Annotated in this window: 20 protein-coding genes and 1 pseudogene; 13 read left to right on the top strand and 8 right to left on the bottom strand. The window is 59.1% G+C overall.

The features are described from left to right. Positions 1–55: 55 nt before the first annotated feature. Positions 56–1,381, top strand: coding sequence for a tRNA 5-hydroxyuridine modification protein YegQ (gene yegQ / locus RHM65_RS20450; RefSeq protein ID WP_322169598.1), 1,326 nt, complete (start codon positions 56–58; stop codon positions 1,379–1,381). A 218-nt stretch (positions 1,382–1,599) separates the two neighbouring features. Here the strand turns inward: yegQ and RHM65_RS20455 are convergent, their stop codons facing one another. The 7 genes from RHM65_RS20455 to RHM65_RS20485 all read right to left on the bottom strand — a co-directional run bounded on the left by RHM65_RS20455 (position 1,600) and on the right by RHM65_RS20485 (position 8,381). After that, entirely contained in the window at positions 1,600–2,268 is a 669-nt protein-coding gene (locus tag RHM65_RS20455; RefSeq protein ID WP_322170897.1) for an anaerobic ribonucleoside-triphosphate reductase activating protein, read from the bottom strand. A gap of 23 nt (positions 2,269–2,291) precedes the next feature. Next, complete coding sequence (gene nrdD, locus RHM65_RS20460) at positions 2,292–2,459, bottom strand: anaerobic ribonucleoside-triphosphate reductase (RefSeq protein ID WP_322169595.1); 168 nt, start codon at positions 2,457–2,459, stop codon at positions 2,292–2,294. Between the two features lie 32 nt (positions 2,460–2,491). Continuing rightward, positions 2,492–4,510, bottom strand: coding sequence for a ribonucleoside triphosphate reductase (locus tag RHM65_RS20465; RefSeq protein ID WP_322169592.1), 2,019 nt, complete (start codon positions 4,508–4,510; stop codon positions 2,492–2,494). Between the two features lie 160 nt (positions 4,511–4,670). After that, positions 4,671–5,141, bottom strand: coding sequence for a ubiquinone anaerobic biosynthesis accessory factor UbiT (gene ubiT / locus RHM65_RS20470; protein ID WP_322169589.1), 471 nt, complete (start codon positions 5,139–5,141; stop codon positions 4,671–4,673). Further along, positions 5,135–6,025, bottom strand: coding sequence for a U32 family peptidase (locus RHM65_RS20475; RefSeq protein WP_322169585.1), 891 nt, complete (start codon positions 6,023–6,025; stop codon positions 5,135–5,137). Before RHM65_RS20475 ends, ubiT begins: the two co-directional genes overlap by 7 nt. A gap of 10 nt (positions 6,026–6,035) precedes the next feature. Further along, complete coding sequence (gene ubiU / locus RHM65_RS20480; RefSeq protein WP_322169582.1) at positions 6,036–7,031, bottom strand: ubiquinone anaerobic biosynthesis protein UbiU; 996 nt, start codon at positions 7,029–7,031, stop codon at positions 6,036–6,038. Between the two features lie 159 nt (positions 7,032–7,190). After that, entirely contained in the window at positions 7,191–8,381 is a 1,191-nt protein-coding gene (locus RHM65_RS20485; protein WP_322169579.1) for an NnrS family protein, read from the bottom strand. 305 nt (positions 8,382–8,686) lie between these two features. Between RHM65_RS20485 and RHM65_RS20490 the strand changes: the two genes are divergently transcribed. The 10 genes and pseudogenes from RHM65_RS20490 (at position 8,687) to RHM65_RS20535 (ending at position 21,022) form a co-directional block, all read left to right on the top strand. After that, the gene (locus tag RHM65_RS20490) at positions 8,687–9,955 is read left to right on the top strand and encodes an MFS transporter (RefSeq protein WP_322169576.1); all 1,269 of its coding nucleotides are present in this window, start codon (positions 8,687–8,689) and stop codon (positions 9,953–9,955) included. Between the two features lie 46 nt (positions 9,956–10,001). Beyond that, positions 10,002–11,066 (top strand): FAD-dependent oxidoreductase, encoded by a 1,065-nt coding sequence (locus tag RHM65_RS20495; RefSeq protein WP_322183944.1) that lies wholly within the window; start codon positions 10,002–10,004, stop codon positions 11,064–11,066. A 24-nt stretch (positions 11,067–11,090) separates the two neighbouring features. Then, positions 11,091–11,648, top strand: coding sequence for a 4Fe-4S dicluster domain-containing protein (locus RHM65_RS20500; protein WP_322183946.1), 558 nt, complete (start codon positions 11,091–11,093; stop codon positions 11,646–11,648). After that, positions 11,645–15,226: a pyruvate:ferredoxin (flavodoxin) oxidoreductase gene (nifJ, locus tag RHM65_RS20505; protein ID WP_322169570.1), complete on the top strand. Its 3,582-nt coding sequence runs from the start codon at positions 11,645–11,647 to the stop codon at positions 15,224–15,226. The genes RHM65_RS20500 and nifJ overlap by 4 nt, the downstream gene beginning before the upstream one ends. A gap of 123 nt (positions 15,227–15,349) precedes the next feature. Then, positions 15,350–16,777, top strand: coding sequence for a bifunctional enoyl-CoA hydratase/phosphate acetyltransferase (locus RHM65_RS20510; RefSeq protein WP_322169567.1), 1,428 nt, complete (start codon positions 15,350–15,352; stop codon positions 16,775–16,777). 265 nt (positions 16,778–17,042) lie between these two features. Next, complete coding sequence (gene ssuD / locus RHM65_RS20515) at positions 17,043–18,200, top strand: FMNH2-dependent alkanesulfonate monooxygenase (RefSeq protein WP_322169564.1); 1,158 nt, start codon at positions 17,043–17,045, stop codon at positions 18,198–18,200. A 268-nt stretch (positions 18,201–18,468) separates the two neighbouring features. Further along, positions 18,469–19,023, top strand: a pseudogene (locus RHM65_RS20520) (acyl-CoA dehydrogenase family protein); the annotation flags it as partial. 242 nt (positions 19,024–19,265) lie between these two features. Next, positions 19,266–19,526: a hypothetical protein gene (locus RHM65_RS20525; RefSeq protein WP_322183948.1), complete on the top strand. Its 261-nt coding sequence runs from the start codon at positions 19,266–19,268 to the stop codon at positions 19,524–19,526. Continuing rightward, on the top strand, positions 19,527–20,426 hold the full coding sequence (locus tag RHM65_RS20530; RefSeq protein ID WP_322170894.1) for a DUF2515 family protein: 900 nt from the start codon (positions 19,527–19,529) through the stop codon (positions 20,424–20,426). A gap of 110 nt (positions 20,427–20,536) precedes the next feature. Next, positions 20,537–21,022 (top strand): hypothetical protein, encoded by a 486-nt coding sequence (locus RHM65_RS20535; protein ID WP_322169559.1) that lies wholly within the window; start codon positions 20,537–20,539, stop codon positions 21,020–21,022. Between the two features lie 221 nt (positions 21,023–21,243). On the opposite strand, the gene RHM65_RS20540 is transcribed toward RHM65_RS20535, so the two are convergent. Then, entirely contained in the window at positions 21,244–22,233 is a 990-nt protein-coding gene (locus RHM65_RS20540) for an AraC family transcriptional regulator (protein WP_322169557.1), read from the bottom strand. Positions 22,234–22,523: 290 nt separating this feature from the next. Between RHM65_RS20540 and RHM65_RS20545 the strand changes: the two genes are divergently transcribed. Both RHM65_RS20545 and RHM65_RS20550 read left to right on the top strand, forming a co-directional pair. Next, the gene (locus RHM65_RS20545; RefSeq protein ID WP_322169554.1) at positions 22,524–23,834 is read left to right on the top strand and encodes a sugar ABC transporter substrate-binding protein; all 1,311 of its coding nucleotides are present in this window, start codon (positions 22,524–22,526) and stop codon (positions 23,832–23,834) included. Between the two features lie 107 nt (positions 23,835–23,941). Then, positions 23,942–24,715, top strand: coding sequence for an L-iditol 2-dehydrogenase (locus tag RHM65_RS20550; protein WP_322169552.1), 774 nt, complete (start codon positions 23,942–23,944; stop codon positions 24,713–24,715). Positions 24,716–24,821: the final 106 nt, after the last annotated feature.

Raw genomic sequence — 24,821 nt, forward strand, 5'->3', positions numbered from 1 at the left:
ATAATTCCCATCCGCAAGCCGTTTACCCTCGGCGGTTTTTGCGACTGACCCTGCCATGACCCTCTTTACCCCGGAACTGCTCGCCCCCGCCGGCACCCTGAAAAACATGCGGTATGCCTTCGCCTACGGCGCCGATGCGGTGTATGCCGGCCAGCCGCGCTATAGCTTGCGGGTGCGCAACAACGAATTCGATCACGCTAACCTGGCTGTCGGGATTGCCGAGGCCCATGCACAGGGCAAGCTTTTCTATGTGGTGGTGAACATCGCGCCGCACAACGCCAAGCTCAAGACCTTTTTGAAAGACCTGGAGCCGGTGATCGCCATGGGGCCAGATGCGTTGATCATGTCCGACCCTGGCCTGATCATGCTGGTGCGTAGGCATTTCCCAGAGATGCCGATCCACCTGTCGGTGCAGGCCAACACGGTGAACTGGGCCAGCGTCGAGTTCTGGCAGCAACAGGGCGTTAGCCGGATCATTCTGTCCCGGGAACTGTCCCTGGAGGAAATCGCCGAAATCCGCCAGCACGTGCCCGACATGGAGCTGGAGGTGTTCGTCCACGGTGCACTGTGCATGGCCTACTCCGGCCGCTGCTTACTGTCGGGCTACATGAACAAGCGCGATGCCAACCAAGGCAGTTGCACCAATGCCTGTCGCTGGAAATACTCGGCCCAGGAAGCCACTGAAAACCAACTCGGCGAGATCGTGCAGACCGTCCAGCCCGAGCCTACTTTGGGCATCGGTGCACCGACCGATCAGGTGTTCCTGTTGCAGGAAGCCAATCGACCGAACGAGCTGATGCCCGCCTTTGAGGACGAGCACGGCACCTACATCATGAACGCCAAGGACCTGCGCGCTGTGCAGCATGTCGAGCGCTTGACCAGCATGGGCGTGCACTCGTTGAAAATTGAAGGCCGGACCAAATCCCACTTCTATTGCGCGCGAACCACCCAGGTTTACCGCCAAGCCATCGACGATGCGGTCGCCGGTCGCGCGTTTGACCGGAGCCTGATGACCAATCTGGAATCCTTGGCCCAACGCGGCTACACCGAAGGCTTCCTGCGTCGGCATGTACACGACGAATACCAGAACTACCAAAACGGCAGCTCGGTGTCGGAGCGTCAGCAGTTCGTGGGTGAACTGACGGGCGAACGGCGCGACGGGTTGGCCGAAGTCAAGGTCAAGAACCGTTTTAGCCTGGGCGACCACCTGGAGTTGATGACCCCCCAAGGCAACTTCCACTTCGACCTGGACCAGTTGCAAAACGTCAAAGGCGAACACACCAGCGTCGCACCGGGGGACGGACACACCGTGTATTTACCGATACCGGACGAGGTGGATTTGCGGTTTGGGTTATTGATGCGGGATGTGACGGGAGGTTAAGCGGCTTTGCGCGAGCCTTGTGGGAACGAATTTATTCGGGAAGGCGCCGTGTCAGGCACTGACAGGTTGGCTTTGAAACCCATTCCCGAATAAATTCGGTCCCACGGATTCCGGCGCTGCACAGTTTTGCGATCCCCCTGTGGGACCGAATTCATTCGGGAAGCGTTGCATCTGACACACCCAGTTGACCGCCTCGCCACCACGTTGGCTCCTACAGACTAGCCGCGTAACTCAAACGCCGGAAACATCTCGCCCATGGCGGCCCACAGCTCAGCCTCTTCAGCCTGCGCGGAAACGCTGGGCAGTTGCGGGTCCAGCATTCGGGCGGTCCTGACCCGTTGCACGGCGAAGCGCTTGACCCCCCGAGCATTCAAACGTTGGGCCAGGGTTAGTAATCGCACAGGGTTGAATAAGTGCCAATGCACGGTGGTTCGGCATTCATAGTCGACACCGCTGGCCAACAGGTGCTCAAGGCTAAGCCAGTTGGCCTCGCCGCTGCCCTCGACCTGGGTGATGGCGCGGCAGTCCTCGGGCAAGGATTTGATATCGAAACCGACCCAATCGGCCCCGGCAACCGCTTTTAAAAAAGCCGCCGGTTTGATTCCGGCGCTGTGTAAACCAACGAGAAATCCCATCCCGCGCACTTCATCCATGGCGCCGCGCAAGCCGTCTTGCAAGGTGGGCTCGCCGCCGCTGAACACCACGGCATCAAGCAGTCCTTGACGGCGTTGCAGAAACGCCAACACCTGAGGCCAATCCACTTCATCGCTGCCACGAGGCGGGATCAACTGCGGGTTGTGGCAATAACGACAACGCCAGGCGCACCCCTGACAAAACAACACGCAGGACAACTGCCCCGGGTAGTCGAGCGTGGTCAGGGGCACCATGCCCCCGACCCGGAGCGTTCGACTCACTGCTTCGCGGCCAGCGCCGCGCTTTCGGTGAAATGGACCCGCTCGCGGTGCTCGGACTGCTTGCCCGGATTGAACGCTGATACCGGGCGGTGATAACCCATCACCCGGGTCCAGACTTCACAGCGTTGACGTTGAGCCTGGGCCGGTGTTTGCAAGGTACTCATGGCGAAACTCCTTACGATTGAGTGGATTCAAATCAATGAACAGCGCTGAGTGTTTGCTCGCTCAGCAGCAGGACTTCGTCGCACTTGGGGCAGAACTCGTGTTCACCGTCGAGGTAGCCGTGAACCGGGCAAATGGAGAATGTCGGGGTCACAGTAAGGTACGGCAAACGGAAGCGCCCAAGAGCCTTGCGCACCAGTTGCTTGCAGGCTTGGGCCGAGGAAATCCGCTCGGCCATGTACAGGTGCAGCACCGTGCCGCCGGTGTATTTGCATTGCAGTTCGTCCTGAAGTTCCAACGCCTCAAAGGGGTCATCGGTGAAACCCACTGGCAGTTGCGAAGAGTTGGTGTAATACGGTGCGTCAACGCTGCCCGCCTGAAGAATCTCGGGGTAACGCTTGCGGTCTTCCTTGGCAAAACGGTAAGTCGTGCCTTCCGCAGGGGTCGCTTCGAGGTTATACATATGGCCGGTTTCTTCTTGAAAACGCAGCAAGGTGGCGCGCACATGATCCAGCACATTCAAGGCGAATCGCCGACCGTCTTCGGTGTGCAAGCCGTCCTCGTCGCCCGTGAAGTTGCGGAGCATTTCATGCAGACCGTTAAGGCCGATGGTTGAAAAATGGTTACGCAACGTGCCCAGATAACGCTTGGTGTACGGGTACAAACCGGCATCCATGTGGTGTTGAATGACTTTGCGCTTGACCTCCAGGCTCTCCATCGCCAGTTCCATCAAGGTGTCCAGGCGCCGTAACAAGCCTTGGGTATCGCCCTTGAACACATGGCCCAATCGCGCGCAGTTCAAGGTCACCACGCCCAATGATCCGGTCTGTTCCGCCGAGCCGAACAAGCCACCGCCGCGTTTGAGCAACTCGCGGACATCCAGCTGCAAACGGCAGCACATTGAGCGCACCTGGTTGGGCAGCATGTCCGAGTTCAAAAAGTTCTGAAAATACGGCAGCCCGTAGCGCGCGGTCATCTCGAACAAGCGATCGGCGTTTTCACTGTCCCACGGAAAGTCATGGGTGATGTTGTAAGTCGGGATCGGAAAAGTGAACACCCGGCCCTTGGCATCCCCCGCCTGCATGACTTCGATGTAGGCACGGTTAAGCAGGTCCATTTCAACCTGCAAATCGCCATAGGCGTAGGGCATTTCCACGCCGGCAACCACAGGAATTTGCTCGCGCAGGTCCTCTGGGCATACCCAGTCAAAGGTCAGATTGGTGAAGGGTGTTTGCGTGCCCCAACGGGAAGGCACATTGAGGTTGTAGATGAACTCTTGCAACGCTTGGCGGACCGCTTCGTAGCTCAATTGGTCGTTGCGCACATAGGGCGCAAGGTAGGTGTCAAACGAGCTGAACGCTTGAGCGCCGGCCCATTCGTTTTGCAGGGTGCCGAGGAAGTTGACCATTTGCCCCAAGGCACTGCTCAGGTGCTGCGGCGGCCCGGCTTCGACACGGCCCGGCACACCGTTCAACCCTTCATGGAGCAAGGTACGCAACGACCAACCGGCACAATAGCCGGCGAGCATGTCGAGGTCGTGGATATGCAGATCTGCCTCGCGGTGCGCCCGGCCAATGGCCTCGCTGTACACCTCATCCAGCCAGTAATTGGCCGTGACTTTGCCGGAGACATTGAGCACCAGTCCACCGAGGGAATAGCCCTGATTGGCGTTGGCCTGTACCCGCCAATCTTCGCGGGACAGGTACTCGTTCATCGACGCCGCCACCTCCACAATCGCCTTGCGGTCACGTCGCAAGCGTCCGTGCTGTTCGCGGTAGACGATGTAGGCACGCAGGGCCTGGAAAAAACCGGCATCCATCAAGGCCTGCTCGACCCGGTCCTGGATATGCTCGACATGCAGCTCAGCCACCTCCTCCACATGCATCAGCACCGCTTCAAGTAATTCCTCCGCCATGGCCGCATCGACGAAGTCATCGCTGGCACGACCGGCACCGATGATCGCCTGACGAATCTTGTCCGCATTGAAGGCGACCAGACTGCCATCGCGTTTGTGTAAACGGTTATACCCGACTGAAATCAACGTGCTCTGCATTCGGCCTCCATACACTACATATAGATATTCTTAGTTTCAAAAACACAACATGCAGTAAAGACTACGACCAAAGTGGGGGGCTGAACTTGACCGAGGTCAACAATCGCCAGTAAAAAAACCGCGCTGGCGATCTTGAAAATGCGGTGAATTGAGGGAAGCGTTATCCCGCCGACAACCCCTTCCCTGCCCGCTCGAGATTGCGCCATAACCACACCGGCAAGACATCGGGGTCGAGGCTGTCGATCAGGTTTTTCATTGCCAATCCCAGCTCGGTATCGCCCTCAATGACTAACCTTCGGCGGAAAAACAGCGTGTCGGGGTCTTCCTGACGGCTGGCTAGGAGTAAGAACTCACGCCAGTTACCGCTGATGGTTACCTGTGCCGTAGCGTGCTCGGCAATCTGCAAGCCCTCATCGCCCAAGGTCAAGTTCCAGATCAAACCCAAGTCCGGTATTCGCAGGCATAACCAACGACCGCGCAGCAGCTCAAATTCACCCTCGCGCAATGGCTCGGCGAGACAGCGATTCAGCGACTGTTGCAACGCCAGGCGCTGCACGGCAAACGGCACCCGGCGCACCAGCGGTAATAGCCGGTCGGCGGCTTTCAACAGCCATTTTTTTCGGTTCAACATAGCCCGGCCTCCTCGACGCGCAACATGCCGGCCTGGCCATGCCAGTAACCGTTGCAGCCTTCGACGAACAACGGCGGCGTTTCTCCTGTCCGAACACGTTGATAGGCTTCGATCACCTCGGCCATGCCCTGGGCACGTGGACTCAGACGCAGCAGATCGGCACCGCAGGCCACCAAACCGGAATAATCAGCCAGCAGATTAGTCACCTGCGCTGACATCGTTTGGATACCGTTGAGGGTGAACAACGGCTGGCCTTCCTGACTGGTCAGGGCCAAACCGTCGGGGTAGTTGATGCAGCAGAACTGGCAATCGTCTTTGGGTCGGTTTTGCGCCCTGGCAGTGAAGCAGCGAGCGGAATAGGCCAACGGCAACTGCCCATAAGCGAAGATTTCGATTTCCGGCACTTCACGGCCCAGCTCACCCACTTGCTCGATCACGTCACGTATCAGTGCCGCCGAACATTCCACCGGTGGCACCCAGCGGGTCATGCCGCAGTCCAGCAGTTGCGCCAGCGCATGGCCGTTGTACAGATTGAGCGCCGGGCCGCCAACGAAGGGTAAGTTGCGCTCGGCGAGAAGCTGCACGGCGCCCATGTCATTGGCTTCCACCAGTAACTGGCCGTTGTCGCACAGACGGCGCAGGGTGGAAAGCTCGGACGCGGCTTCGATCAGGGTCAGGCTGGAAAGCACCAACTGCGCGTGGCTGCATTCTTGCAACTCACGGCCCAGACCCAGCCATTGGTCCAAGGAAAACGCCCGACGTTTCGAGCACACGGTTTCTCCCAGATAAATCACGTCCAGGGGCAAGGTGGACATTTCTGCGTAAAAGTCACTGAGTTGCGCTTTGTCCCAATAAAACAGGACCGGTCCCAAGCTGAGCTTCATGTTCAGTCCCTTATTGCCATGATCGATGGTAGGCACCCAAGGTGGTCTGGTTACCTTCGGATAATCCGGCCAGCACCTGACGCCATTCATCCTTGACCCGAAAGTTGCTCGGCGAGCCGCGATGGGCGTCCAGCGCGGCGCGCCAGACGCGGGTCACTTGTTCGACGTAGGCCGGACTGCGCTGGCGGCCTTCGATTTTTACCGCTGCGACGCCGATGGCCGTCAGCTCCGGCAACAGGTCGAGGGTGTTGAGGCTGGTCGGTTCCTCCAGCGCATGAAAGCGCTTGCCGCCCACCAGAAAACGGCCTTTGCACAAGGTCGGATAGCCGGCGGGTTCGTCGGGGGTGTAGCGGTCAATCAAGACTTCACTCAAGCGCGCGCTCAAGCCGTGGGCGTCTTCGCTCCAACGGACGGCCTTGGCCGGTGAGCAGACCCCACAGAGATTCGGAGATTCGCCGGTGATATAGGAAGATAGGTGACAGCGCCCCTCGGCCATGATGCACAGACTGCCAAAGCCGAAGACTTCGATCGGCACCGGGCTGGTGGTCACGACCTGACGCACTTGGGCCAATGACAGTACGCGCGGCAACACAGCGCGGCGAATTCCGTAGCGCTGCGCGTAGAACGCCAATGCGGTGGCATGGGTGGCCGAACCCTGGACTGATAGGTGTAACGCCAGTTGCGGGTGACGCTGACTGGCGTACTGCAAGACCCCGGGGTCGGCGGCGATCAGTGCGTCTACGCCCAAGTCAGCGGCGCGATCCACTGCCCGCTGCCAGCGCTGCCATCCCTTGGGCTGAGGGTAGGTATTGACCGCGACATAGAGTTTGCGTTTGTGTTGACGGATAAAGGCGACAGCGGCGTCGAACTGCTTGTCATCCATATTCAACCCGGCGAAATGCCGAGCATTGGTGTCATCACGAAAACCGACGTAAACGGCATCGGCGCCTTGGCGTACTGCGGCTTTAAGCGCAGGCAGATTCCCTGCCGGGCAGACCAATTGCATGGTTATTCCTCATCAGCTCAGGAGCGAAAATGCGCTGCAAGTCTAGTGATACCGACACGCACGGCCTTGACGGGAATCAACAATAACCGTGGGAATTCACGGCAAATGGTTTTCGGTTGCAGGCGCTTGACGGCGCCAATAGCGGGGCTCGCCTTCAGATCATCCTGGACGGCCGTCAACGCGCGCCCGTAGCAGCATCGGCCCATAGCGCCAGACGTATACGACGAAGGCCAACGCCCAGCACAACCCCGCCAGCCACAAGGCCCCCAACGGAAAGAACAGCACCAACCCAACCCGGCTGAGGCACGCCAAGTTCAGCGCAATGAACGCCACCGTCATTCCTGCTGGCGGCTCGAGCGCACGGCCCGTATGCCCGAGACTGATCCGCGCGATCATGGCCAAAACCAGGCCGCCCATGGCGCCTACCGTCAGGCAATGCAGCACCAGGCTTGGCCGCACCGACACCCCAAAATGCCACAGCGCCATGCCCAAACAAGCCACCGCCAACCAGCCATAGGCCAGGTGCAGCGACCATAGCAACGGCACGCGCCATAGCGCCCGATCATGCCAACGCACCAAACGTAACCCATGCCCGGCCGCCAGCACCGCAAATAACAATCCAACCCAGACGTTGGGGGTCAGCGCAGGTCCTGCGGCATACAGCACCGCCACCAACGGCGAGCCGATCAACAGCAGCCGGTCCAGCCACGGCCATGCCGTAACGCCCTCCTCCCGTCCGAGGCCCCGCTGGGTGAAAAACGGAATGATCCGTCCACCGATCAACCCCATCATCGCCGCCACCAGCCAGATACCGGTCAATACACCCTGACGCTGCCAGTCTTCGCGGCCTTCTACTAAGCCGTACAAGGACAACCCGTCAGCCGAGGCCAGCAACAGCAGCATCAACACGATCGGGTAATTACGTTTCTGCCGCACCTTCCACAGGGTCAACCCCATCACTGCTGCGACGGCCAATGGAAACGCCAACTCCAGAACCACGAGCAATGGCCATGGCACATTTGCCAGCCAGGCCACTCGTGCCAACACCCACAACAGCGCCAATGCCACCAACGGCCCGCCGCTGAGGCCCACACGACCGGTCCACGCCTGCACGGCCGTCAGCAAAAAGCCCGCGATAATCGCCAGGGCGAAGCCGAACAGTAATTCATGCCGGTGCCACGCCAGCCAGCCGCCTGCGGGTTGCCAACCCGAGAACAGGCCACTGAAAGCGGCCAGCCAAAGCGGCATGACCAGAAACGCCAACACACAGCCCGCCAGAAACAGTGGCCTGAAGGCCAGACGGAACAGCGGCGCGCTCTCCATTGGTTTGCGGTGGTCAAGCACGTTCATAAAGTCACGCCCTTAATGGCTACTGGAGGAAAGTCCGAGTGCAATGATCGGGTATTACCGGTGACGTGTATTTGTCACAGATCAAGCTAAGCCCAGTCACCCACAGGTGGTCGAGATGTTCACCCAGAGGTGCCAGCCATACTGCTGCGCCAACGAGTTGGCGCCACAGAAATACCGGTGTTCCATGACCATCTGCACATCTATTGATCCAGAGCAGGTTATTCATCATGGGGCAGGATTAGGTTTCGCTATTACCGCCAACCAAGGCCACCGCCATGCCCCCTGCCTTCTCAGGAACTATCCCCGTGCGGTCCGAGCGACTGCACATGGGTTTTGTCGTCGCGTGGCTGTTTTGCGCCCTTTTCTACTTTGTGCAATACGCCCTGCGCTCGGCTCCCGGCGTGATGATGCCGGAGCTGACGTCGGCGTTTGGCCGGGATGTGGTGGCGGTCAGTGCGCTGGTGGGGCTTTATTACTACACCTACTCGGTGTTCTCGATCATTGCCGGTGCCGCGCTGGATCGGCTGGGCGCCAAGTACGTCATACCGGCCGGGATTATCATGGTTGCCCTCGGCGCGGCGATGTTTGGCCTGGGCGAGTTGCAGGTCGCGCAATTGGGTCGTTTGCTGCAAGGGGCCGGTTCGGCTTGCGCGTTCACCGGCGCGGTCTATTTGGCAACCCACGGTTTCCCGCCCCGCTATCTGGCCACCGCTGTCGGTTTTACTCAGTGCTTCGGCATGATGGGTGGCTTTGCCGGTCAGTTCGCAGTGGGGCCGATCATCCACGGCACCATCCCTTGGCAGCAGTTCTGGTTCATCGCCGCTGGATGCCTGTTCGTTATCGCTGTATTGGTCATGTTCGTGACCCCCAAAGGCCACGACACCCGACCGGTCGGCAGCAGCAATTCCTTGGGTTCGGTGTTCGCCCCGTATAAAAAAGTCTTGAGCAACCCGCAGTCATACCTGTGTGGATTCACTGCGGGCCTGTTGTTCCTGCCGACCACCATTGGCGACATGATCTGGGGCCTGCCGTTTCTGCGTGACGGGCTGTCGGTGGGCTACGCCGAAGCAGTGAACCGCAGCAGCATGATCCCCTTGGGTTGGGTCATCGGTTGCCCGCTGCTGGGTTATATCTCCGACCATCTTGGGCGGCGCAAGCCGGTATTGATCGGCGGCGCGCTGCTGATGCTGGTCGCCAGTGCCGCGATTCTTTACCTGCCGGCGGGCATCGCGCCGCCGTACGTGTTCGGCCTGCTGCTGGGCATTGGCTCGGGCGCTGCGATGATCCCTTACTCGATCATCAAGGAAGTTAACCCGGACAACGTAAAGGGCAGCGCCACCGGCGCGATCAACTTCCTGGTGTTCACCTTCAGCGCATTGCTCACCCCGGTATTCGGCCATCTGCTGGCCGGCATCGCCGACGGTCATCCCTTGAGCCTGCCGGTGTTTCAGCAAGCAGGCGCCTGGCTGCTGGGCGGCATTGTGATTGCCATCGTCCTGGCCATATTCCTGCTCGAAACCGGCCCAAAAGGCCACGCAAAAGCACGCCCGGTTGCCGTAATCGCCACCCCCTAAAACTAGAAACACCTGGCCAGTCCGTTTAGCCGATGAGAGGCCCACCGTGAAATCCTTGAACCATGACATGAGTCCTGGCATTGACCTGACCAAGCGTCAGGTCACCGGTGCCGTGCGCATCAGCCATCCGGTCTATCACGACCTGCTCCCGCCCTGTAACGATGGCTGTCCGGCGGGGGAAAACATTCAGGCGTGGTTGGCCTTGGCCCAGGCGGGTGACTATCAGGCGGCGTGGCACAGCCTGATTGCTGACAACCCCTTCCCCGCCATCCACGGCCGGGTGTGCTACCACCCTTGCGAAACGGCCTGCAATCGTACTGAACTGGACAGCGGCGTTAGCATCCACGCTGTCGAGCGTTTCCTCGGCGACCAAGCCCTGGAACACGGCTGGACCGCCAAGGCCGCGCCCGCTACCGGCAAGCGCGTCCTGATCGTCGGCGCTGGGCCGTGCGGATTATCCGCCGCCTGGCACTTGGCGATGCGCGGTCATGCGGTAGAGATTTACGAGGCCGGCCCGGTCGCTGGTGGCATGTTGCATTTCGGGATACCGGCCTACCGTCTGCCCCGTGACGTGTTACATCAAGAGATTGCGCGTCTGGAAACCCTCGGCATCCGCATCGTGCTTAACCGCAAGGTCGATGATGTGTTGCTTGAGCAAACCAATGGCGGTTTCGATGCGGTGCTGCTGTCGATTGGCGCGCAAGTCGGGCGCCACATCGACATCCCGGCCCGTGACGCCGTCAAGGTGTATGACGCAGTGAGTCTATTGCGCGCCGCCGGCACCGGGGAAAAACCGCTGTTGGGCCGTCGGGTGATGGTTTACGGCGGCGGCAATACCGCCATCGATGCAGCGCGTACTGCCCGCCGTCTGGGTGCCGAAGACGCGATGATCATTTATCACCGCGACCGCGAGCACATGTCAGCCCTGCCCTTCGAAACCGAAGAAGCGCTGGAAGAAGGGATCAAGATCCGTTGGCTGTCGAGCATCAAGGGCATCGACGGCCAAGGCATCAACGTTGAAAAAATGTCGCTGGACGCCGAGGGCAAAGCCCATCCCACGGGCGAGTTTGAAACATTGCCCGCCGATGCGCTGATCCTCGCCTTGGGCTAGACCAGTGACACCGATTTCCTGCGCTTGGTCCCGGACCTGGTGTTCGCCGCCGACGGTACGCTGATCGTCGGCGCAGGCATGCAGACCGGCCACGCTGGATTGTTTGCCGGTGGCGACGTGACTCCCGGCAACCGTACCGTGACTACCGCCACCGGCCATGGCAAACACGCGGCTCGGCATATCGATGCCTGGCTCAACGGCCAAATCTGGACCGCCCCCGAACGTCATCCACTGGTGCATTTCAACGACCTGCACTTGCCGATCTACAGCGACGCCCTGCCCTCGCAGCAGAAATCCCTGGAGCTGGATGATCGGATCGGTTTTGCCGAAGTGGTCGGCGGACTCAGCGCCGCTCAGGCACAGCATGAAGCCCGGCGCTGCTTGTCCTGCGGCAATTGCTACGAATGCGACAACTGCTTCGCTGCCTGTCCCGAGGACGCCATCATCAAGCTCGGGCCAGACGCTAGCTACGAGGTGAATATGGGCCTCTGCACCGGTTGCGCCGTGTGTTTCGATCAATGCCCCTGCCACGCCATCGATATGACCCTCGATGCCGCCGCCGCTGTGGAGAGTGCACGATGAACAAGCGCAGCACGATGGACGCCAATACGGCGGTGGCGCTGGTCGCCTATCAACTCAGCGAAGTGTGTGCGATCTACCCGATCACCCCGTCTTCGACCATGGCCGAGTTGGCCGATGAATGGATGGCCGCCGGCAAGCTCAACCTCTGGGGCAACCTGCCGCTGGTGCAGGAGATGCAAGCCGAAGGCGGCGCGGCCGGCGCGGTCCACGGGGCATTGCAATCCGGGGCACTGACGACCACCTTCACCGCGTCCCAGGGCCTGTTGTTGATGCTGCCCAACATGTACAAGATCGCCGGCGAACTGACCTCTACTGTGTTTCACGTCGCGGCTCGCTCCCTGGCGACCTCGGCCTTGTCGATTTTTGGCGACCACTCGGACGTCATGGCCGCACGCATGACCGGCTTCGCCCTGCTTAGCGCCGCATCAGTTCAAGAAGCCCATGACTGCGCGCTGATTGCTCACGCTGCGACCTTGCAAGCGCGGGTGCCGTTCCTGAATTTCTTCGACGGCTTTCGCACTTCTCACGAACTCAACACCGTGGAGCTGCTGGACGAAAGCGTGTTGCGCGACTTGATCGACGAGTCACTGATTCGCGCCCACCGTAACCGCGCCTTGAACCCGGAACACCCGTTCATCCGGGGTACCGCGCACAACACCGACACCTATTTCCAGGCACGGGAAGCCAGCAATCCGTATTACCAAGCGGTTCCCGGCATCGTCGAAACACTCATGCAGCGCTTCGAAAAACTCACCGGGCGCCACTATCAGTTGTTCGAATACTACGGCGCCGAAGACGCCACCCGGGTGATCATCCTGATGGGCGCCGGGGCTGAAACCGTGCGTGAAACCCTCAAGGTGCTAAATGCCTCGGGTGAGAAAGTCGGTGTGGTGCAGGTTCGTCTCTACCGCCCATTCTCCGCCGAGCATTTGCTGGCGGCGCTGCCGACTTCGGTGCAACGCATCGCGGTGCTGGAGCAAACCAAAGAACCCGGTGCCACCGGTGAGCCGCTGTATCTGGACGTGATCGCCAGTCTCGCCAACGCGTTTTCCCGAGGCGAACGGAAAAGCCTGCCGTTGGTGGTCGGCGGTCGCTACGGCATTTCCAACAAGGACTTCACTCCGGCGATGGCCAAAGCCGTCTACGACGCCTTGCTTAATCCGCAGCCGCTGCACAGTTTCACCATTGGTATCTACGATGACGTCAGCCACTTAAGCCTGCCGTGGGACCCGGCGTTCAGCATCGAAAAACCCAACGTCACCCGCGCAGTGTTCTATGGCTTGGGGGCCGACGGCACGGTGGGTGCGAACAAGAACAGCGTGAAGATCATCGGTGAAGACACCGACCTGTATGCCCAGGGTTATTTTGTCTACGACTCGCACAAGTCCGGCGCGCAAACCATTTCCCACCTGCGCTTCGGCCCGGAGCCGATCCACGCGCCGTATCTGATCGCCCAGGCTGGGTTTGTCGCCTGCCACAAGTTCGACTTTCTGGAACGTCAGGACTTGCTCGGACTGGCCGCGCCTGGGGCGACCTTTCTGCTCAATGCGCCGTACGACGCCGACACGGTGTGGGCCCATCTGCCCCGGCCGGTGCAGGCCACGATTATTGAAAAGAAACTCGACTTCTACGTCATCGATGCGTCGGCGGCCGCCCGTGAACTGGGCCTCGGCACCCGCACCAATACTCTGTTGCAGACCTGTTTCTTCGCCCTGTCTGGCGTTTTGCCCCGGGAAGATGCCATCGCCCAAATCAAAAAAGCCATCCGCAAAAGCTACGGCCGCAAAGGCGAAGACGTGGTGCAGATGAACTTCACCGCCGTGGACGGCGCGTTGGAACGCCTGCATCACGTCAAGGTCCCAGCCAGCATCAGCAGCGTGACCGAACTGCCGGCGCTGGTGCCCGAGGCAGCACCGGCTTTTGTTCAAACCTTCACCGCAAAAATGTTCGCCAGCCGTGGCGACTACATCCCGGTCAGCCAGTTGCCGGTGGACGGCACCTTCCCGTCCGGGACCAGCGCCTACGAAAAACGCAACATTGCCGACACCGTGCCCGAGTGGGACCAAGACCTGTGCATTCAGTGCGGACAATGCAGCTTCGTTTGTCCCCACGCGGTGATTCGCGCCCGCTATTACCATGAAGACCGACTCACCCGCGCCCCCGAGGGTTTCCCCTCGGCCCCGATCAACGCCCGTGGCTACCCGGAAGCACGCTTCTCGTTACAAATTTATCTGGAAGACTGCACCGGCTGCGGCCTGTGCGTCGAAGCCTGCCCGGCGATCAGCCTGACTGATCCTGCGGTCAAGGCGCTGAACATCGTCGACAAACTGCCGATTCTGGAACGCGAACGCGCCAATATTCATTTCTTCGAAAGCCTGCCGGTCAACGATCGTTCACTGGTGGACTTCTCCCACATTCGCGGCGTGCAATTCCTGCAACCGCTGTTCGAGTTTCCGGGTGCCTGCGCCGGGTGTGGCGAAACGCCTTACCTGCGGTTGCTAAGCCAGCTGTTCGGCGATCGGCTGCAAATCGCCAACGCCACCGGCTGCTCCTCAATCTACGGCGGCAATCTGCCGGTTACGCCTTGGACCAAAAACCACGAGGGCCGTGGTCCGGCGTGGTCCAACTCGCTGTTCGAAGACAACGCCGAATTTGGTCTGGGTTACCGGCTCGCGGCGGACCAACATGTGGCGCTGGCCCTGCGGCGGGTTGCCGAACTGGCACCATTGGTGGGCGAAGACCTGGCAACGGCGATCATTCATGCGCCGCAGATTCAGGAATCGGAAATCCGCACCCAGCGCGAGCGTGTCGCTGAACTGAAGGTCAAGCTGCTGCAGCTTGAAGCCAAGGACGAGCGCGCAGCGGATCTGCTGTCGGTAGTCGATCACCTCGTGCGCCGCAGCATCTGGTTGGTAGGCGGCGATGGCTGGGCCTACGACATCGGCTACGGCGGGCTTGACCATGTGCTGGCCCAAGGTCGCGATGTGAATGTGTTGGTGCTCGACACGGAGGTGTATTCCAATACCGGCGGCCAGTCATCCAAAGCCACGCCATTGGCTGCCGTAGCAAAATTCGCCACGGCCGGTAAACGGGTGCCACGCAAAGACTTGGCCATGCTGGCAATTGCCTATGGCAATGTCTACGTCGCGCAAATTGCCATGGGCGCCAATCCCCAGCATGCGTTACAGGCGTTCCGTGAAGCCGAGGCTTACGACGGGCCTTCGCTGATTCTCGCCTACAGTCACTGCATCGCCCACGGCATCGACATGCGCCAAGGCATGCACCAGCAGGAGTTGGCCACCGCCAGCGGATACTGGCCGCTGTTTCGCTACAACCCGGAAATGCGCAAGGTCGGCGCCAACCCGTTCCAGCTTGACTCGCCACGCCCGACCATTACCCTCAAGGACTACGCCTACAACGAAACCCGCTACAGTTCACTGGCCAAAACCGACGCTAAAACCGCCGTCGACTTGCTCGATGCCGCGCAGCGTTGGGTCGATGAAAAGTACCGCCAATACGAAGACCTCGCCGCCCGCGACGGCAGCCGGTTCTGGTCGCACACGCCGGTTGAGAGTTGAGGTTTTCTGTAGGAGACAACGTGTTGGCGAAACGCTGAATGCGGTGTATCCGTCACGCCGCCTCGCTAAACACGCTCCTACAGAATCACGATGCCCTTCACATTCGTATCCGGGATCAACACCATGACCACTTCTTTACCGATCAAACCCGACGACCTGGAACGCCTGCATAATCGGTCTTTCGAGGACATCGTCGTCGGCGAATCGGCCTCTCTGGAGCGGACCCTGACCGCGCAGGACATCCAGTTGTTCGCGCTGGTCTCCGGCGATGTGAATCCGCTTTACGTCGATCCTGAATTCGCCGCCACTACCCACTTCAACACGGTTTTCGCCCATGGCATGTGGGGTGGCGCGTTGATTTCGGCGTTGATCGGTACTCGATTGCCGGGGCCCGGCTCTGTATCCCTGGGACAAACCCTCAAGTTCCTTGCCCCGGTACGCATCGGCGACACGCTGACCGTCTCGGTCACCGTTACCGCCCGTGATCCAGCGCGGCAGTTACTAACGTTGGCCTGCAGCGGCATCAACCAAGAAGGCATGGTGGTATTGGAAGGTGAATCCCTGGTCCACGCCGCCAGTGAGCATATCGATGTGCAACGGGTCAGCCTGCCAGGTGTCGAGTTGCGCCACAGCGCCGACGGCCTGCACCGTTTGCTGCACGCCTGCCATGCACTGGAACCGATCCGCGTCGGCGTCGTGCATCCGTGCGACGACGTGAGTTTTGAAGCCGCTCTAAATGCCCGTGATGCAGGGTTGATCCATCCGATTTTGATTGGCCCAAGGGCAAAACTGGAAGCGCTGGCGGCCAAGGGCAATCACGACCTTTCCGGCCTTAGCATTGAAGACGTACCCCACAGCCACGCCGCTGCTGTACGTGGTGCGGAAATGGCCCGGGACGGTCAGGTCGAAGCCCTGATGAAAGGCAGCTTGCACACCGACGAACTCATGTCCGCCGTGGTGCCCTCTGCGGCGCAACTGCGTACCAAGCGACGGATCACCCATTGCTTCGTCATGCAAACCCCGTTTTACCCGCGCCCTTTTATCATCACCGACGCCGCAATCAACATCTTGCCGACCCTAGTCGACAAAGTGGACATCGTGCGCAATGCCATCGATCTGGCGCATATCCTCGGCGTTAGCGATCCACATGTGGCAATCCTGGCTGCGGTGGAAATGGTCAACGCCAACATGCCCGCCACCCTTGATGCCGCCGCGCTGTGCAAAATGGCCGATCGCGGCCAGATCACCGGGGCGGTTCTCGACGGCCCCCTGGCGTTCGACAACGCGATTTCCGTGGCGGCAGCGCGGATCAAGGGCATCCATTCACCCGTTTCTGGTAAAGCCGACATCCTGGTCGTGCCTGATCTGGAAAGCGGCAATATGCTCGTCAAGCAGCTGGAATACCTGAGCGGCGCCGCCAGCGCCGGTATCGTGCTCGGCGCAAAAATCCCGATTATATTGACCAGCCGCGCTGACTCGGGGGAAGCCCGCATTGCGTCCTGTGCCATCGCGGTGCTGGTGGCCCATCACTATCGGGTGACGCCGCCGTAGGCAACAACTGTTGCCCTGCCAACAGCGTTTCAACAATTAGCCCTTTCAGCAACACTAACGCGCTCGATGAACATTGGGCTTATCGTTATAAATCAACGACCTGCGAGTCTGGTACGGTGCTTGCAAACCTGAAGCATCGGCACCGCCTCAGACTTGCTCAAGCAAGCACCCCATAGAGCCCTGCCGGCCCTGCGTTGCAGTACACGTCGCCCCGCTATCAAACCCGAGGGTGGACGTCTTGATTTTTGCAGCGAGGACCGTGTTGATGAGTGTCGATATTTTTTGGTTTCTTCCCACCTCCGGTGACACCCGTTATCTGGGCCGTTCCGACAGCGGCCGGCCAGCCACCAATGAGTACATGCGCCAAATCACGGTGGCTGCCGAGAGCCTCGGTTATGACGGCGTATTGATTCCCACCGGCGCGAGTTGCCTGGACCCGTGGATCACCGCTGCCAGCCGGGTGCCGGTGACCCATCGCATCAAACTGTTGGTGGCATTGCGCACGTCGTTGGGCAACCCAACAGCGTCGGCCCGTCAGGCGGCCACCCTAGACCAAGCCAGTAACGGACGGCTGCTGCTGAATGTGGTGCCCGGTGGCGACGCGACCGAATTGGCCGCCGACGGTATTTTTCTCGACCACGATCAGCGCTACGAAGCTGCCGATGAGTTCCTCACGGTGTGGCGTCAGTTGCTCAGCGGCGAGACCGTGGATTACGCCGGTAAGCACGTGCGGGTCGAAGGTGCGCAGAACTTCTTTAAACCGGTTCAACAACCGCACCCGCCCCTGTATTTTGGCGGGTCTTCGCCGGCTGCCCATGAGCTGGCAGCCAAGCACGTGGAAGCCTACTTGACCTGGGGTGAGCCGCCAGCGGCCGTGGCCGAGAAGATCACAGATGTACGGGCACGCGCCAAAAAACATGGCCGCACCGTGCATTTTGGCGTGCGTTTGCACGTGATTGTGCGGGAAACCAATGAGCAGGCTTGGGCCGCCGCCGAGGAGTTGATCAGCCACCTTGACGACGACACGATTGCCGATGCCCAGCAGAACTACGCCAAGATGGATTCCGAAGGTCAACGCCGGATGACCGCTTTGCACGGCGGACGACGCGACAAGTTGGAAGTCTCGCCTAACCTGTGGGCCGGCCCGGGTCTGGTACGTGGCGGCGCGGGTACGGCGCTGGTCGGCGACCCTGAAACCGTGGCCGCTCGCCTGAAGGAATACGTCGAGCTTGGGGTTGATCGTTTTGTATTGTCCGGCTACCCGCACTTGGAAGAAGCGTTCCGCTTTGCCGAACTGGTGTTCCCGCGGCTGGGCAAAACGCCGGTCACGGTCCGTGATCAGGTGTTGACCGGGGGCGCGTTTGACGTTCGGGCCGGTAAGAAATCGGCCAACGACGAGGCCGCCCGGTTGTTTGCCCTGTAACGCAGGACCTGTAGGCGCTACCGAAGGCTGCGAATCGGCTGCGAAGCAGTTGGGACCGCTTCGCGCTCCATCGCGAGCAGGCCCGCTCCTACAGCGTTATCTTTTTAATTCAACACCTTATGCGCTGTTTGAAAAGGAGTTTTCTGTGACCATCCCCAGCGATCCTATAGAGATTGGCCGTCTTCTAGCCCCCGACTGGGCCACCACTGCCGCCGAGCGCGATGCGCTGGTTCTGGGGCAATGCCCTTAACCCGCTGGACACGCGCATGAACTGCTGCTGGAACCCGGCCCCCTGAGTACGGTGTTTTCCAGCTTGCGGCCGCTGTTAGCGCAACTGACATTCGTTAATCTGTTCCTCGGCATTGCCGAAGGCGCCTTTGAACAGGCGCGGCACTACACCACCCACGAGGCGCGGCCCTGGTTCAAATCCGAGGTCGACTGCGCGGTCGATGACCCTTATCTGCTGGCCCATTACGGCGAGTTCTGGGTCGGGCTGGAAGCGGTACGTGCCCTGACCGAACGGGCCAACGGGTTGTTCGATAAAGCGTGGATCACCGGCGATCAACTGGGCGCCGAACAGCGAGCGAACCTGGCGCTGGCCATCGGCAGCGCCAAGGTTCATGCCACGCGGGTCGGCCTGGACCTGTGCTCCCGGCTGTTTGAAGTGACCGGCGCCCGCGCCACCAATGCCTCGCGACGCTTCGACCGCTACTGGCGCAACCTGAGAACCCAGACCCTCCACGACCCGGTGGATTACCGCATCCGTGAACGGGGTGAGTGGGCCTTGAAGCAGAAGCCGCCGACGCCGAGTTTTTATTCCTGAATTCAGAATTATCGAGTTCAGAAACCTCGTGCTTGCGCTAGGCACTTTCGCGCAAGGGCCGGTTGGAATGGGTTGGGCGTGGGATTTTCGGTGTCCGCGGGCAGGAGAGTTGTAGGCTTTTTCTGCTGTGTTTGTACGGTCTTTCAGCAGGGCTTGTAGGTCGTCTCCCCATTTTTTCCGCGATATTTTACTTCGGTTCTTCGGCTGGTACGGTGGCGAAATTCTAGCCAGGAGCCAGCCCCATGACCCAGTGTTTCAAAGACCACGAATGCGACACGCAGCTGTTGAACCACCCCACCAAACCGATCGAAGAGTGCGAGACGCACAGGATCGAGTTGTACGGGGTCATGCAGGACGTTGTTGACGTGCCGTTTTTGACTTGCTCGGGAATCTGGCGAGTCTTCCAGCGCGAAGCCGAAGAAATCGTCGCCCCCGGCGGCGTCCTGATCGCCGACCCCATCGAACGCAATCGCGTGATCAACGCCGCCTATGCCCGGTTGTGACTGCACGACAACCGCTTTCAGTGGGCCGGGCTGGCAGCCTTTGCCTCCAAGCAAGTCGGTTGCGGGTTGTTGCATGCCGCGAGTATGACTGAGGTTATCCAGGCTGAGCGCGACGCCAGGCAGCGCTTGATCGACTCCAATGCGGCATCGAATCCCGGCTTCCTCGGGGCTCATATCTTCAAAGATACGGATCAGCAGGCGCTGGACGATTACCGAGCCGCCCGCAGCAATAATCCCGTTCCCCTGAGCGACCTTGGCCTGGGCGGGGAACCCTCATCCTTGATGCAGCAACAGTTCCAGCATGTCTACGACATGATGGCGCTGGGTAATACCACGTTGTTTCTCGATATCTTCCCGCTGCATGCGTTTTACAAAAAGCGTGGGCTAGAAGAGTTAAGGACCTGTCTTGATGAACGGAAGGGCATTTTTGGTCATCCGAAGTTTCCGGTATTGTGGCCGGTGGGGCAGAAAAAGCTTGAGTTTGGTGTTCGGTATTACCAAATTCTCGATGCCTTCAAGGCAATAGAAAAGGGAGATATTGCCGAGAGCGTGCGGCAATTGGCGGAGCATGAGCAGCGCAATATTCTGCAACCGACCATTTACGAAGATCCACAGCTTAAACTGCTTTTGCGCGGCAACCATGCGTCCTATGTCACCGGATTTCCTTCGGGGGTGGCTCAAGCCATTGAGCTGACCCTGGCGAGCCAATGCCAGCCGGTCGAGGATGGGCGCACCCTCGAATTCAGCAGCAACCCGTTTGCAGACTTGTCAGATTACAAGCAGCGCATAGCCTTCGTAATGCAAGCAGCGGCGCGTTTTGATGAGATGCTGGGCGACGGGAATCGACCCTTGCTGGAGCAGTCGATCAAGGATATCGCCGAAGGATCGGGCGTCCGATGAAGCGGCGATACTGGTTTTGTCTAGCACTGCTGACAGTATGGGCAGCATTCGTCGCACGGTCGTGGTACGAGCGAGAGATCGCCCTAGTGATAGGCGGAACCTACGAGGAGATGATCAAGGGTTCGTCAGCCCGCTTTAGTTCACCTTATCCCGGTGGGGGAATATGGGGGGGCGAGGCAAAGTCCGACGTGCAGTTACGATTCACCGATCCGCAGTATGGATTTATCACGCCAAAAAGCGCTGACGTATTTGTCGTATTCAAGGGCAACATTATTCAGAGTTTGGTTATATCTCCGCAGACCGAACCCTTGTTGCTCGATGATGCATTGAAGGTTGTCTTGGATCTCCAGGACCAATGGCGTCGCGGCGGATGGATCGATAGAAAGAACAAAATATATCCACCCTTTGCCGATACGCCCCAATGGCGTGCTCAGCTGAGGGATGTCAACAAGGGAGGCGCTACTGATTGGTATGCCGGCGACCGATATCAGGCCATGCTCATGGTGCATCGTTTTGAAGACCGCAAACACCCCGAAGAAGAACGCTACAAGATCATCCTCAATGTTGCTGAGCCCTGGATACCTTTCGATGACTAGGCGTCGGTGGGCTTGCCTTATCGTTCTAATAGTAGGGGCAGCATTCGTCGCACGGTCGTGGTACGAGCGGGAGATCGCCCTGGTGATAGGTGGAACCTACGAGGAGATGATCAAGGGTTCGTCAGCCCGCTTTAGCTCACCTTATCCCGGTGGGGGAATATGGCCGGGCTGGCCAATGTCCGACGTGCAATTACGATTCACCGACCCGCAGTATGGATTTATCACGCCAAAGAGCGCCGACCTTTTAGTTGTATTCCAGGACAATATTGTTCAGCACCTGATATGCCTCCACAGACCGAGCCCTTGTTGCTCAATGAGGCAGACGCCGCGTGCCGGTACTCACTCGGTGTCTGGTTCATTTCAGCTCGGAAGTGCCGGTTGAAGTTGGACAGGTTGCAGTAGCCGACTTCGAAGCAGATATCAGCCACTGACATTTTCGTTTGCAACAACAGCCGGCACGCACGCTGTATTCGCAGCTTGCCCATCAAGTCGATAAAACCATGGCCAGTGGCGCGCCTGAAGAAACGCGAAAAACCTGGCTCGCTCATATTTAACTGCTCAGCGATGACCGACAGCCGAACCTCTCCGGTCAACTCTTTAAGCAAGTAATCGAACGCTTTATGGACGCGTTCGTAATTTCTGACGTCTAGGTTCGGCGCGTAATAGGCGCTCGCCAGAAAGTGCGTCTCAGGTTTGGGAGCGGCCAACAACGTACTCAGCAGTTCCAGAAACACCACCAAACGATGCAAGCCTTGGGCTGAGCCTATCGCTTCAAGAAGGCGTGCGGCTTTGACGGCCGTCCCGCCGGTAAACTCCAACCCGCGCCGGGCCCGCTCAAATAGCGACTGCAAGTCACCCAACTCAGGCATCGTCTGGCGAAGAGCCAACAACGCCACGCCGTCGAATTGCAGCACAACATCGCGTCCCCGCAGGTTTTCGCCTGGGGCAAGATCGCCGATCCAGTCGTGGGGTAGATCTGGGCCGATCATCGCGACATGACCCGCCTCAAACGCACCAATGTAATCCCCCGCAACCAGCTTGCCACTGCCTTGGCGAATGAGATGAATTTCGAATTCGGGGTGATGATTCCAGCGGGCCAGCGGATAAGGGTAGTCGTGTTCGTACCAGCGAAAGCTGTGCTCTGGCCCGGACAGAATGACTTCCAACGCCGCTGGGCGGTGTTCGATTAAGGCGTTGTGAACAGTAGGCATGGACGGCCCCTTTTATAGTTGTGTGGGCTACATTGGCTAAACAATACGCCGTTTGGATCACCGCCTACTAGGATGCGATTTGACCCACACCCGATACTTTTTTAACCCGGTGATGGAGTGGGATAACAGTCAAAAAAGTATCAGCGTAGCGTCCGCCGTTCGTTTGTTCTGCCCGCTGCAAGCTGATGTAATCGACTCGTCACTCCGCTGCCGGCAAACACCAATTTGATCAGCAGTGGTTTACAACAACAATAATAAATCTGCGCCCAAGGCGTAGAGTGGAGAACACCATGAAGATTTCGCTCCAGGCACTTCTTCTGTCCGCCGGCTTGTCCTTTTTAGTCACCAGCCACGCTGCAGAATCAATCACCATCGCGACCGTCAACAACAGCGACATGATCCGCATGCAGCGGCTTTCCAAAGTATTTGAAGCGCAGCACCCGGACATCAAACTCAACTGGGTGGTGCTCGAAGAGAACGTCCTGCGCCAACGCCTCACCACGGATATTGCGACCCAAGGTGGGCAGTTCGACGTATTAACCATCGGCACCTATGAAACCCCGTTGTGGGGCGCTAAGCATTGGCTTGAGCCCATGCAGGACTTGCCTGCCAATTACGATCTCGACGATATTTTCCCCTCTGTGCGCCAAGGACTGTCGGTCAACGGCACCCTGTACGCCCTGCCCTTTTACGGCGAAAGCACCGTCACCTACTACCGTACTGACCTGTTTAAACAGGCCGGACTTACCATGCCTGAACAGCCCAGCTGGACTCAGCTCGGTGAGTTTGCAGCCAAACTTCATCACCCCGATCAAGGCCAGTACGGCATGTGCTTGCGTGGTAAAGCCGGCTGGGGTGAAAACATGGCGCTGCTGACCACCATGGCCAACACCTTTGGCGCGCGTTGGTTCGATGAGCAGTGGCAACCGCAATTCACCAGTCCAGAGTGGACAGCTGCGGCGAATTTTTATATCAACACCCTGACCAAATACGGTCCGCCAGGGGTGTCGAGTAATGGGTTTAATGAAACCTTGGCGTTGTTCAATAGCGGGAAATGTGCGATTTGGGTCGACGCCAGCGTTGCCGGCTCCTTCACCACTGACAAGGAGCAAAGCCGGGTCGCCGACAGTGTTGGCTTCGCCCCTGCACCGATTGAAGTGACCCCAAAAGGCGCCTCTTGGCTGTACGCCTGGTCATTGGCAATTCCCGCCACGTCCAAGCACAAAGACGCGGCCAAGGCCTTCATCACCTGGGCAACCTCCAAAGACTACATTCAACTGGTCACTGAGAAAGACGGCATTACCAATGTACCGCCAGGCACACGCACGTCTACTTACAACGATGCTTATTTGAAGGCAGCACCGTTCGCCAAAGTGACACTGCAAATGATGCAGAACGCCGATCCCGCGCACCCTTCGTCCAAGCCGGTGCCCTACGTCGGCATTCAGTACGTGACCATCCCCGAGTTTCAAGCCATCGGTACTTCGGTGGGCAAAATTTTCTCTGCAGCGCTGACGGGACAGATGTCGGTCGAGCAAGCCCTGAGTTCGGCGCAATCGCTGACTGAACGAGAAATGAAGCGTGCGGGCTATCCAAAATAATAAAACTGCCCCGCTGTGCGGCTGAAAAACACACCGACCACGGGGTTTTACCGCGCTCAATGATCGCCATCCATGGCCACGATTTCTGAAAGCAGGAGAAACATCACATGAAACGACTGGAAGGAAAAAGCGCACTGATAACCGGGGCTGCCCGGGGCATCGGTCAAGTATTCGCTCAGGCGTACCTCCATGAAGGCGCCACGGTGGCCATCGCCGACATCGATTTTCAACGCGCGCAAGCTACCGCAGTAGCGCTTGGCCCCCATGCGTATGCAGTGAAGATGGACGTCACCGATCAAGCCTCCATTGATGCAGCCATTGCCGCTGTCATTACCCACACGGGCAAGCTCGATATTCTGGTCAATAACGCTGCGCTTTTCGACTTGGCACCCATCAAGGAAATCACCCGAACCAGTTTCGAACGGCTATTTTCGATCAACGTGGCTGGCACTTTATTTACCCTGCAGGCAGCCGCCAGACAGATGATCAGCCAAGGGCATGGCGGAAAAATCATCAACATGGCGAGCCAGGCCGGACGCCGTGGCGAGGCTCTGGTCGCGGTCTATTGCGCGAGTAAAGCCGCGGTGATCAGCCTGACTCAATCTGCGGGATTGAACCTCATCAAGCACGGAATAAACGTCAATGCCATCGCCCCTGGTGTGGTCGATGGCGAACACTGGGACGGCGTTGATGCGCTGTTTGCCCACTATGAAAACCTTCCAGTAGGCGAGAAAAAGAAGCGCGTTGGCGAGCAAGTGCCCTTCGGTAGAATGGCCACCGCCGATGACTTGAAAGGCATGGCGATTTTCCTGGCCTCTTCAGAGAGCGATTACATCGTCGCCCAGACGTACAACGTTGACGGCGGTAACTGGATGAGTTGACGCGACAGTTTTCAGAAGTCGAGGGATCGGCTGATCAATACACGGTTTTTTGCCTTTGGAGTTCCACCGGCCGCCGGCTATTTCAGCGCCTATTCCTGATAACCAG

The sequence above is a fragment of the Pseudomonas sp. CCI4.2 genome (assembly GCF_034350045.1).
GTDB lineage: Bacteria > Pseudomonadota > Gammaproteobacteria > Pseudomonadales > Pseudomonadaceae > Aquipseudomonas.

Bases quoted from the DNA above. Each gene is read 5' to 3' on its own strand.
- RHM65_RS20550 (WP_322169552.1), top strand. From the start codon at position 23,942: ATGAAACGACTGGAAGGAAAAAGCGCACTGATAACCGGGGCTGCCCGG.
- RHM65_RS20510 (WP_322169567.1), top strand. From the start codon at position 15,350: ATGACCACTTCTTTACCGATCAAACCCGACGACCTGGAACGCCTGCAT.
- RHM65_RS20540 (WP_322169557.1), bottom strand. From the start codon at position 22,233: ATGCCTACTGTTCACAACGCCTTAATCGAACACCGCCCAGCGGCGTTG.
- ubiU (WP_322169582.1), bottom strand. From the start codon at position 7,031: ATGCAATTGGTCTGCCCGGCAGGGAATCTGCCTGCGCTTAAAGCCGCA.
- RHM65_RS20475 (WP_322169585.1), bottom strand. From the start codon at position 6,025: ATGAAGCTCAGCTTGGGACCGGTCCTGTTTTATTGGGACAAAGCGCAA.
- RHM65_RS20535 (WP_322169559.1), top strand. From the start codon at position 20,537: ATGATCAAGGGTTCGTCAGCCCGCTTTAGTTCACCTTATCCCGGTGGG.
- RHM65_RS20525 (WP_322183948.1), top strand. From the start codon at position 19,266: ATGACCCAGTGTTTCAAAGACCACGAATGCGACACGCAGCTGTTGAAC.
- RHM65_RS20465 (WP_322169592.1), bottom strand. From the start codon at position 4,510: ATGCAGAGCACGTTGATTTCAGTCGGGTATAACCGTTTACACAAACGC.
- yegQ (WP_322169598.1), top strand. From the start codon at position 56: ATGACCCTCTTTACCCCGGAACTGCTCGCCCCCGCCGGCACCCTGAAA.
- ubiT (WP_322169589.1), bottom strand. From the start codon at position 5,141: ATGTTGAACCGAAAAAAATGGCTGTTGAAAGCCGCCGACCGGCTATTA.
- RHM65_RS20485 (WP_322169579.1), bottom strand. From the start codon at position 8,381: ATGAACGTGCTTGACCACCGCAAACCAATGGAGAGCGCGCCGCTGTTC.
- RHM65_RS20455 (WP_322170897.1), bottom strand. From the start codon at position 2,268: ATGGTGCCCCTGACCACGCTCGACTACCCGGGGCAGTTGTCCTGCGTG.
- nrdD (WP_322169595.1), bottom strand. From the start codon at position 2,459: ATGAGTACCTTGCAAACACCGGCCCAGGCTCAACGTCAACGCTGTGAA.
- ssuD (WP_322169564.1), top strand. From the start codon at position 17,043: ATGAGTGTCGATATTTTTTGGTTTCTTCCCACCTCCGGTGACACCCGT.
- RHM65_RS20545 (WP_322169554.1), top strand. From the start codon at position 22,524: ATGAAGATTTCGCTCCAGGCACTTCTTCTGTCCGCCGGCTTGTCCTTT.
- nifJ (WP_322169570.1), top strand. From the start codon at position 11,645: ATGAACAAGCGCAGCACGATGGACGCCAATACGGCGGTGGCGCTGGTC.